The 9,865-nt window shown below is 46.3% G+C and carries 8 protein-coding genes; all 8 read right to left on the minus strand.

Features of this window, described 5'->3' with window-relative positions:
• The coding region (locus tag AWV70_RS17075; protein WP_153010037.1) for a dihydroorotate dehydrogenase at positions 1-561 on the minus strand (561 nt) is incomplete at its 3' end.
• Positions 558-1,334: a dihydroorotate dehydrogenase electron transfer subunit gene (locus AWV70_RS17080; RefSeq protein WP_060209659.1), complete on the minus strand. Its 777-nt coding sequence runs from the start codon at positions 1,332-1,334 to the stop codon at positions 558-560. The genes AWV70_RS17075 and AWV70_RS17080, both read right to left, overlap by 4 nt.
• Complete coding sequence (carB, locus tag AWV70_RS17085) at positions 1,331-4,528, minus strand: carbamoyl-phosphate synthase large subunit (protein ID WP_060209661.1); 3,198 nt, start codon at positions 4,526-4,528, stop codon at positions 1,331-1,333. Before carB ends, AWV70_RS17080 begins: the two co-directional genes overlap by 4 nt.
• Positions 4,529-4,583: 55 nt before the next feature.
• Complete coding sequence (locus tag AWV70_RS17090) at positions 4,584-5,882, minus strand: dihydroorotase (protein WP_060209663.1); 1,299 nt, start codon at positions 5,880-5,882, stop codon at positions 4,584-4,586.
• Positions 5,849-6,763: an aspartate carbamoyltransferase catalytic subunit gene (locus AWV70_RS17095; protein ID WP_060209664.1), complete on the minus strand. Its 915-nt coding sequence runs from the start codon at positions 6,761-6,763 to the stop codon at positions 5,849-5,851. The genes AWV70_RS17090 and AWV70_RS17095 overlap by 34 nt, the downstream gene beginning before the upstream one ends.
• A gap of 151 nt (positions 6,764-6,914) precedes the next feature.
• Positions 6,915-8,210 carry a uracil-xanthine permease family protein gene (locus AWV70_RS17100; protein WP_060209666.1) on the minus strand — a complete coding sequence of 432 codons (1,296 nt, stop codon included), beginning with the start codon at positions 8,208-8,210 and terminating at the stop codon, positions 6,915-6,917.
• A gap of 27 nt (positions 8,211-8,237) precedes the next feature.
• Positions 8,238-8,780: a bifunctional pyr operon transcriptional regulator/uracil phosphoribosyltransferase PyrR gene (gene pyrR / locus AWV70_RS17105; RefSeq protein ID WP_060209669.1), complete on the minus strand. Its 543-nt coding sequence runs from the start codon at positions 8,778-8,780 to the stop codon at positions 8,238-8,240.
• A gap of 225 nt (positions 8,781-9,005) precedes the next feature.
• The coding region (locus tag AWV70_RS17110; RefSeq protein ID WP_153010038.1) for an RluA family pseudouridine synthase at positions 9,006-9,865 on the minus strand (860 nt) is incomplete at its 5' end.

Here is a 9,865-nt window from a genome sequence, read left to right on the forward strand (position 1 = left end):
CCCTCCCCCCCCGCCAGTCTCGACCGCTTTTGCGATTGCTTTTATATCCGTAACATTCGGTGACAGCTTTACATACACCGGCACTTCTGAAACTTCTTTTACTGCCTTTGTCAGATCATGTGCTTGCTGTGGATCGGTGCCAAAAGTGATGCCACCGCATTTTACGTTCGGACATGAAATGTTCAATTCCAACGCTTTCACGTTCGGTGCCATCGAAATTGTTTTTGCCACTTCTACATAATCCGCTGTTTCTGTTCCTGCTACGTTTGCAATGATTGGAACATCAAATTGTTCCAGCCACGGAAGTTCATTTTCCATAACGCTTTGCACTCCCGGATTTTGCAAACCGATCGCATTCAACATGCCTGACGCTGTTTCCGCGACGCGAGGAGTCGGGTTGCCGAACCGCGTTTCAAGAGTTGTCGCTTTGATCATAATTGCGCCTAACATTGACAGGTCATACAAATTCCCGTATTCCTTGCCGAATCCGAAACAGCCGGATGCCGGCATAATTGGGTTTTTCAATTGCAATCCAGGCAATTCAACTGCCAATCTATTCATATCGACACCACCCCTGCAGGAAATACTGGTCCATCCGAGCATACTTTCACATAGTCTTTTTCCGTCTTATCTGTCGTTTGGCAAACGCAGGCGAAGCAAGCACCTATGCCGCAACCCATGCGCTGTTCGAATGAAAGGAACCCTTTTTTGCCGGTGTAAGCTGTTTGAACCGCATTCAGCATTGGCATCGGACCACAAGTATAGTATGTCGTGAACTCGTCTCCGATTGTTTCCATTACATTCGTGACAAAACCTGCTGTCCCTTTTGATCCATCCACAGTTGCGATATATGTGCCACCTAATTGATTGAACTCCTCTTCGTAAAACGACACATCTGCAGTTTGGAAGCCTAGTACATGTATGCATGTAACTCCCTTCGCAGTCAGTTGTTTCGATAATTCGTATAAAGGCGGCACCCCGATTCCTCCACCGATGAGTACCGCAGTTTCGCCCGGTAAAGTTTCATCTACTGGAAAACCATTGCCTAGCGGACCGAGCACATCTACTTCGTCGCCTGCTTTTTTCAATGAAAGCAGTTGGGTGCCGCGCCCTTCAGCGCGATAAATGATTGTCATCTCGTTACCTTCAACATCTACGGATGCAATCGAGATCGGTCTTCTTAACAATGGCTCGAATGAATCCGATACCCGGATATGGACAAACTGGCCAGGGGAATTGATTTCCCCTACCAGCTTGCCAGTTAGTTTCATTTCAAATATATTCTTTGCAATTTCTCGTTGACCCGTCACTTTCATCCGATCTTGGATGATCATATTATCACCTGCTGCTTTTGCATTTTATCTGTTTGGAATGTCAGAGATTCGACTACCCGTATCATTGCTTCTGCCGTATCGATGGATGTGAAGCATGGGATACCGTTCTCGACGGATTCACGTCGAATACGGAAACCGTCTCTTTCAGGCAATTTACCTTTCGTCAATGTATTGATAACGAGTTGAACATCGCCTTTTTGAATGACATCGATAAGCGTCGGACTTTCCGAGCCTATCTTGTTGACAATCTTCACTTCTATACCGGCTTTCGCCAATCTGTTAGCTGTCCCAACTGTAGCAAGGATACGGTATCCGATATTCGTGAACCGCCTTGCAAGGTCTAAAACTTCTTCCTTGTCTTTATCCGACACCGTTATCAGAACAGTTCCATAGTCTTTAATCGTCATTCCTGCTGCTACAAGGCCTTTATATAGTGCTTTTTCCAATGTCAAATCTTTCCCCATGACCTCGCCTGTCGATTTCATCTCAGGTCCTAATGTTGTATCGACACGGCGGAGCTTTGCGAATGAAAATACCGGAACTTTCACATAGACCCCTTCAGGCGCCGCTGCAAGGCCTGTTGCATAGTCCTGCTCAAGGATTGATTGGCCTAAAATCGCTTTTGTTGCGATGTTTGCCATCGGTATATTCGTAATTTTACTTAGGAATGGAACCGTCCTGCTCGACCGCGGATTCACCTCGATAACATATACTTGGCTCTCAGAGATGACAAATTGGATATTGAGAAGCCCTTTAATATTTAGTCCAAGCGCCAATCGTTCCGTATAGTCAACAATCGTCTCCACCATCGCCGCAGACAAGTTCTGCGGAGGATAAACTGCGATGGAATCTCCTGAATGGACGCCTGCCCGTTCAATATGCTCCATAATTCCCGGAATCAACACATTTTCTCCGTCACAAATTCCGTCAACTTCGATTTCCGTCCCCGTCAAGTAGCGGTCAATGAGTACTGGATGTTCGGGACTTGCTTCAACTGCATGTTCCATATAATGGAGCATCTCTTGCTCCTGATAGACGATTTCCATCGCGCGTCCGCCTAATACATAGGACGGCCTGACAAGTACTGGATAGCCGATCTCATTGGCAATTTCCACGGCTTCGGGAATGGATACCGCTGTTTTCCCGAGCGGTTGCGGAATACCCAGTTCATGTAATACACGTTCGAATTTATCCCTATTTTCCGCACGATCGATATCTTCAAGGGACGTCCCTAAAATTTTCACTCCGCGCTTTTCTAGTCCATCTGCAAGATTGATCGCGGTCTGTCCACCGAATTGCACAACGACCCCTTCAGACTGTTCCAAATCGATAATATGCATGACGTCTTCGATTGTGAGCGGCTCAAAATACAATTTATCCGAGACTGAGAAATCTGTCGAAACCGTTTCGGGATTGTTATTGATGACAATCGCTTCATAACCTGCTTGTTGGATTGCCCAAATCGAATGGACGGTTGCATAGTCGAACTCTACGCCTTGACCAATCCGAATCGGACCTGAGCCAAGGACAATGACGCTTTTCTTTTCGGATTTTACGGATTCATTTTCCTCCCCATATATCCCATAGAAGTAAGGGGCATTGGATTCATATTCGTCCGTGCTTGTATCCACTTTTTTGTAGACAGGTACAATTCCATTTTCTTTCCGAAGCTTATAGATGGAAAACTCATCTGCATTCCAAAGTTGTGCGATTGTCACATCCGAAAAGCCCATTCGTTTCGCTTCGATCAGTTTTTCAAGGTTGAACGGGTGTGACGCCAACTCACGCTCAAATTGAACGATCCTTTCCAATTTGCGAAGGAAGTACAGATCGATTTGACTCCATTCTTTCAGTGTTTCCACCGAAACGCCCCTGCGCATAGCCTCGCCGATGAAGAAAAGTCTTTCGTCTCCCGCAAATCGGATCCGCTCTTCAATCCATTCATCCGACAATTCGTCTGCATTTTTCAATGCCAATCCGAATTGTCCCGTTTCAAGGGAACGGACCGCTTTCAAAATCGATTCCTCGAATGTACTGCCGATTGCCATCACTTCGCCGGTAGCTTTCATTTGTGTCCCAAGATTGCGCTTGGCAGATTCAAATTTATCGAACGGCCATCTGGGGATTTTTGTAACGATATAATTGATCGCCGGTTCAAATAATGCATTCCCTTTACCGGTGATTGGATTCACCATTTCATCGAATGTAAGGCCTACTGCAATTTTGGCGGCCAATTTAGCAATCGGATACCCCGTAGCTTTTGAAGCTAGTGCAGATGACCGGCTCACGCGCGGATTCACTTCAATGATATAGTAGGTCAGGCTTTCTGAATCGAGTGCCAGTTGGACATTGCAGCCGCCCTCAATCTTCAAAGCTCGGACGATTTTTAATGAAACATCCCGAAGCATCTCAATTTCGTTGTCTGTCAATGTTTGGCATGGTGCAACAACGATGGAATCGCCCGTATGGATACCGACTGCATCCACGTTTTCCATATGACAAACGACAACTGCGTTATCTGCGGAATCCCTCATGACTTCGTATTCGATTTCCTTCAGTCCTGCTATCGATTTTTCTAGGAGGCATTGATTGACTGGACTATACTTTAAGCCGCTTGATACAGTTTCAAGAAGCTCTTTATCGTTCGAACAAATCCCTCCTCCAGTTCCGCCGAGTGTGAAAGCGGGTCGGACAATTACCGGGTATCCAATCTTTTCTACAAACGCATAAGCTCCCTCTACAGTGTGGATAATCTCACTCTCAGGAACGGGTTCGCCCAGTTCCTTCATTAGAGAACGGAAGAGGTCTCGATCTTCCGCCTTTTGAATTGCTTCGAGACCCGTCCCGATGATTTCAATTTCATATTCATCTAAAATTCCTGATTCTTGAAGTTCAATAGCCATATTTAAAGCCGTTTGACCACCTAAGGTCGGAAGAAGGGCATCTGGTCTTTCTTTGCGGATAATGCGGCTGACAAAATCGAGTGTCAGCGGTTCGATGTAAACTTTATCTGCAATTTCGGTATCCGTCATGATCGTTGCCGGGTTCGAATTAATGAGGATTACCCGGTATCCTTCTTCCTTTATTGAAAGGCATGCTTGTGTTCCTGCGTAGTCAAATTCGGCCGCCTGACCGATGATGATCGGACCGGATCCGATCACTAGAATCGTTTCAATATCTTGGCGTTTTGGCATTGTACTTCCCCTTCCCGTTGGTTGCATGAATAACTAAGCAAATTATGGATTAGAATCATTTAGTTTTTTCTTGCAGTACTTTTCCATCTTGCCAGGCGATGTCTCCACCGTAGATTGTTGTTACAGGCCAGCCGACACAAGTCCAGCCGTCGAACGGTGTATTTTTTCCTTTTGAGAGGAATGTGTTCCGGTCGATTGTTTGTTCTTTATTCAAATCGAGAAGGACTAGATCTGCTTGTGCTCCGACTTCGACTTTCCCGTAAGGAAGACCGAAAACGTCCGCGGGCTTGTTTGTCATCCAATCAATCAATTGCTTCAACGTCCATTCTCCCGTTTTCACAAAATGCGTGTATAGAAGAGGGAACGCCGTCTCCAATCCTGTTATTCCAAATGGCGCTTTTTCAAACCCTGCGTTTTTCTCTTCCGCAGTGTGAGGAGCATGGTCCGTCGCGATGAAATCCAATGTGCCGTCAAGTAGGCCGTCCTTCAATGCTTGTAAATCTTCCGCACCTCGTAATGGCGGGTTCATTTTCCAATCTGCATCGTTTCCTGGGATATCGTCTTCAAACAAGATCAGATGATGTGGACTCACTTCAGCAGTCACGTGGACACCCGCTTTTTTCGCGTCACGGATGACCCTCACCGATTCTTTCGTACTTACATGGCAAACATGATAATGGGCGCCAGCAGCTTCGGCGAGAAGAATATCTCGTGCGATATGGACCGATTCGGCGATGGACGGGATGCCCGGAAGCCCAAGCTCCTTATTCCGTTTTCCTTCATGCACCGCTCCGCCATATATCAACGTATTATCTTCACAATGAGCGACAATTGGCATGCCGATCTCTGCAGCGTCCCGCATTGCCTCATACATCATCCCGGCCTCTTGAATGCCGACGCCGTCATCCGTAAATGCGAAAGCTCCGTTCTCTTTCAGTTCTTTCAAGTTCGTCCGTTCTTTTCCGGCTTCCCTGATGGTGATGGATGCGTAAGGAAGAACCCGTATATGCGCATTTTCAGCAATTAACTTGTTTACATGTGCTAGGTTTTCCTTTGTATCAGGAACCGGTCTCGTATTCGGCATTGCGCAAATGGTCGTGTATCCGCCTTTAGCCGCAGCAAGCGTACCCGTTTCGATTGTCTCTTTGTGCTCTCCGCCAGGTTCGCGTAAATGAACATGGACATCGATGAAGCCAGGTGCCAGCAAAAGTCCTTCTCCGTCAATCACTTCAGAATTTCCCACATTCAAATCTGTACCGATTTCTGTTATCTGCTCTCCATTGATACGTACATCCGTTAAAACCATTTCACCTTCATCGTTTAATACATAGGCACTCTTAATGATTTTCTCCATGTCAATTCCCTTCCTTTCAATAGAACTTCTAAGATGGCGGCGCGTATGTATACGCCGTTTTCAACTTGCTTGTAAATTCTTGAACGTCTGCCCTCAACGAGGCTTCCCGCTATTTCCACATCACGGTTCACCGGCGCTGGATGCATGATGATTGATCCAGGCTTCATCATTTTCTCCCTTTCGACCGTCAGCCCAAATCTCTGATGATATTCTTCTTTAGTAAATCTTGAAGTGCCATCATGCCTTTCATGTTGGACCCTCAGAAGCATGACGACATCGCTATTTTCGATGGCTCCCTCCCATTCACACACTGACGGAAATTCGCCTGCCCACTCAGCAGGACAAAGGAAAGTGACATTGGCACCTAGCTTAGTAAGAGCATCCGCATTCGATTTCGCGACTCTGCTATGAGCGATGTCGCCTGCAATGAGTATATTGAGTCCTTTAAAACCGCCAAATGCTTCTTTTATTGTGAACAAATCGAGCAATGATTGTGTCGGATGCTGCCCTGAGCCATCGCCGCCATTTATGATTGACAAATTCATTTTTCCAATCAAATCTTCGTAATACCGTTCTTCGGGGTGTCTGATGACAACAACATCCATGCCGATTTCCTCTAGCGTCCGAAGTGTGTCGTACAGCGTTTCTCCCTTAACCGCGCTTGAGGAACCCGCTTCAAATGGGATTGTTTCCAGACCTAATTTTCGTTCCGCCACTTCGAAGCTCATTTTCGTACGCGTACTCGGCTCGAAGAAAAGATTGCTAACCATATATTTTTCTGGTAATTCACGGATTCCATATTGCTTAAGAATCTCTGCTCGATCCAAAATGGTCGTAATTTCATCGATTGTTAGGTCCTTCATTGATAATAGGTTTTTCATTTTCGAAAATCCCCTTCCGTTTGGATAAAAAATAGCCTTTCCACTTCATGGAAAGGCCAGTTGGGCATGACTGAACAATGCCATTCATTTTGAATGACGATCCGTCAACCGAACCTTTCCTTGTCTCTCTGTACAATGTTAAAAGGTCTTTCTATTCAGTTGGACTATCTTCCATGCTATCATTTGACCTACCTGGCAAGATAAGGTTTAAAAGTACACCGACGATTGCAGCAAGCGCCATTCCTCCCACTTGGAATGTTTCACTTATATTGATGGAGGCTCCTCCGATTCCGATAACGAGTATGACTGAAGCAATAACAAGATTCCGTTGCTGACCAAAATCCACTTTGTGATCGACGAGCATCCTCAGCCCTGACGAAGCGATGATCCCGAATAGCAGGATTGAAATTCCGCCAAGCACAGCTTGTGGAATCGTCTCGATAATTGCCATCAGTTTCCCAATGAAGGAGAAGAGGATCGCAAACACCGCAGCTCCAATAATGACATAGACGCTATATACTCTCGTGATGGCCATGACTCCGATATTTTCACCGTAAGTCGTTTTAGGTGGGCCGCCGAGGATACCACTGATGAGCGTTCCTAGACCATCTCCGAGCAGCGACCGGTTTAACCCAGGATCTTTGATGAAATCTCTTTCAACGACACGTCCGAGCACAAGTTGGTGACCGATATGTTCCGAAATCGTTACGATGGATATCGGAACCATAATCGCAAGCAACGTCGGGGTGATGACAAACTCATAGTCTATTCCCGGAAGCAGGAATTCTGGTATTTCAAACCAGGCAGCTTCATGCACTTTGGTGAAGTCCAATATCCCGATTGCCGCCGAGTATATGTAACCGACGATAATTCCGATGAGGACCGGCATCAGGCTGACCACTCCTCTAAAGAACATAAGGCAGATGATTGCCGCTGCCAATGTGACTAACGCAGCTGAGAAATGCAGAAGATTATATTCCGCTACGTCGTTCACTTTGATAGTGCTTGCCATACTCACTGCTGTCGGTGCTACTGCTAATCCGATAACCATGATCACGGGTCCGACTACAACAGGTGGAAGGATTTTCATGATCCAACCCGATCCCGTTCTCCAGATTACCAATGATATAAACCCGTATACAAGTGCGACAAACATACTGCCAATCATCGCGCTTCCAATGCCGCCAGACTCTGTAGCTGCTAGGATCGGTGCAATGAAGGCGAATGATGAACCCAAATAAGCGGGCACTTTGAATCGAGTGACAAGTATGAAGACAAGTGTCGCAAGTCCACTTGTCAATAAAGCGATGGCCGGGCTTAAGCCAACTAATTGCGGCACGAGGATCGTCGCCCCGAACATTGCAAACATATGTTGCAAACTGAGTGCAAGCCATCTTCCTGGAGCCGGCTTATCGAGTACGTCTAACACTTTATTGTCATTCACCATTTCGCTCTCTCAATCCCTATCTTGTTTTTATTTTGTATGGATTGTCACGCCGTCTGTTCCATCTTCTTCAATGACATTTACAACTACCCGCTCTTCATTCGATGTCGGAATGTTTTTCCCGACATAATCAGGGCGAATCGGCAATTCACGATGGCCTCTGTCAACCAGGACTGCTAGTTGAATCGCTGCAGGCCTTCCTAGATCGATGACGGCATCCATCGCCGCTCTCACTGTTCTTCCGGTGTAAAGGACATCATCGACAAGGATCACTTTCTTTTCTGTTACATCATGTTGGATGTCGACCTGGTGGACTTGAGGTTCCTTGTTCTCATGTTTCAGTTGAAGGTCATCCCTGTACAACGTAATATCCAACTCGCCTGTCATTATCGGTTTTCCTTCAATTTGCTTGATTCTTTCCGACAGCCTTCTAGCAAGCACGGCCCCTCTTGTTTTAATGCCGACAAGAATACATTCGTCGATACCTTTGTTCTTTTCGATAATCTCGTAGGCGATTCTTGTCACCGCCCGGGAAATTGCCTGTTCGTCAAGAATAACTGCTTTTTCCGTCATGAGAATTCCTCCTTTTTAGTAACTGAGCAAGCGCCCTTCGCTTTTGCATTAAAAAACCCTCCTGCCAAGATGGCGGGAGGGTACAGGTGCAGAAAGAAGCGTACCGAGAATTAGCGCACAGCTATCCTACAGTACTTCCGTGCAACCTTCCCAGCCTCTCTGGACTGATCTTAAAGGTATCGCTATTCATTTCATTGATAAGTATAGGCGCCCGGTTTCACTTTGTCAACGATTTTCTGAACGCATTTCTTCAATCAATGTGTTAAAGTCTTCCGGCAAGGGCTGTGTAAACTCTAAATATTCCCCAGTACGCGGGTGTTTGAAGCCGATTGTGCCTGCATGCAACGCTTGACCGTTGAAGTCAATTGTTTTCCTCGGTCCATATTTCGGATCCCCCGCAAGCGGATAGCCGATATACTTCATATGCACCCGTATTTGGTGGGTCCTTCCTGTTTCCAGACGGCATTCCACCAATGTAAAATCGCCAAAGCGGTCCAATACTTTGAAATGGGTGATCGCATGCTTCCCTTTATCTGTAACCGTCATGCTTTGCCGATCTTTTTGATCCCTTCCGATCGGGGCGTCGATCGTTCCTTGATCATGAGGGATATGGCCATGAACGAGCGCGGTATAAATACGCGTCACGGACTTATCGACGAGTTGATCGACAAGCGATACATGTGCCTGATCATTTTTGGCGACCATCAGCAATCCTGAAGTATCTTTGTCAATCCGATGAACAATCCCTGGACGCATGACGCCGTTAATTCCTGAAAGGTCTTTCACTTGGTGCATGAGACCATTTACAAGGGTGCCTGTCGCATGTCCAGGCGCTGGATGGACAACCATGCCTTGAGGTTTATTTACAACAAGAACATCCGCGTCTTCGTAGACGATTTCCAAATCGAGATCTTCCGCAACGATGTCAAGTTCAACAGGTTCTGGCTCCATCACTTCGATGATATCCCCTGTTTTCACTTTATAGTTCGGTTTAACGGTTCCATCGTTTACAAGAACTGCTCCGTCCTTCACCCATTGCTGGATTTGTGTGCGGGACCAATCAGCGTTGATATCTGAAAGGACTT

Origin of the sequence: Sporosarcina koreensis (assembly GCF_001531445.1) — a bacterium.
Classification (GTDB): Bacteria; Bacillota; Bacilli; order Bacillales_A; family Planococcaceae; genus Sporosarcina; species Sporosarcina koreensis_C.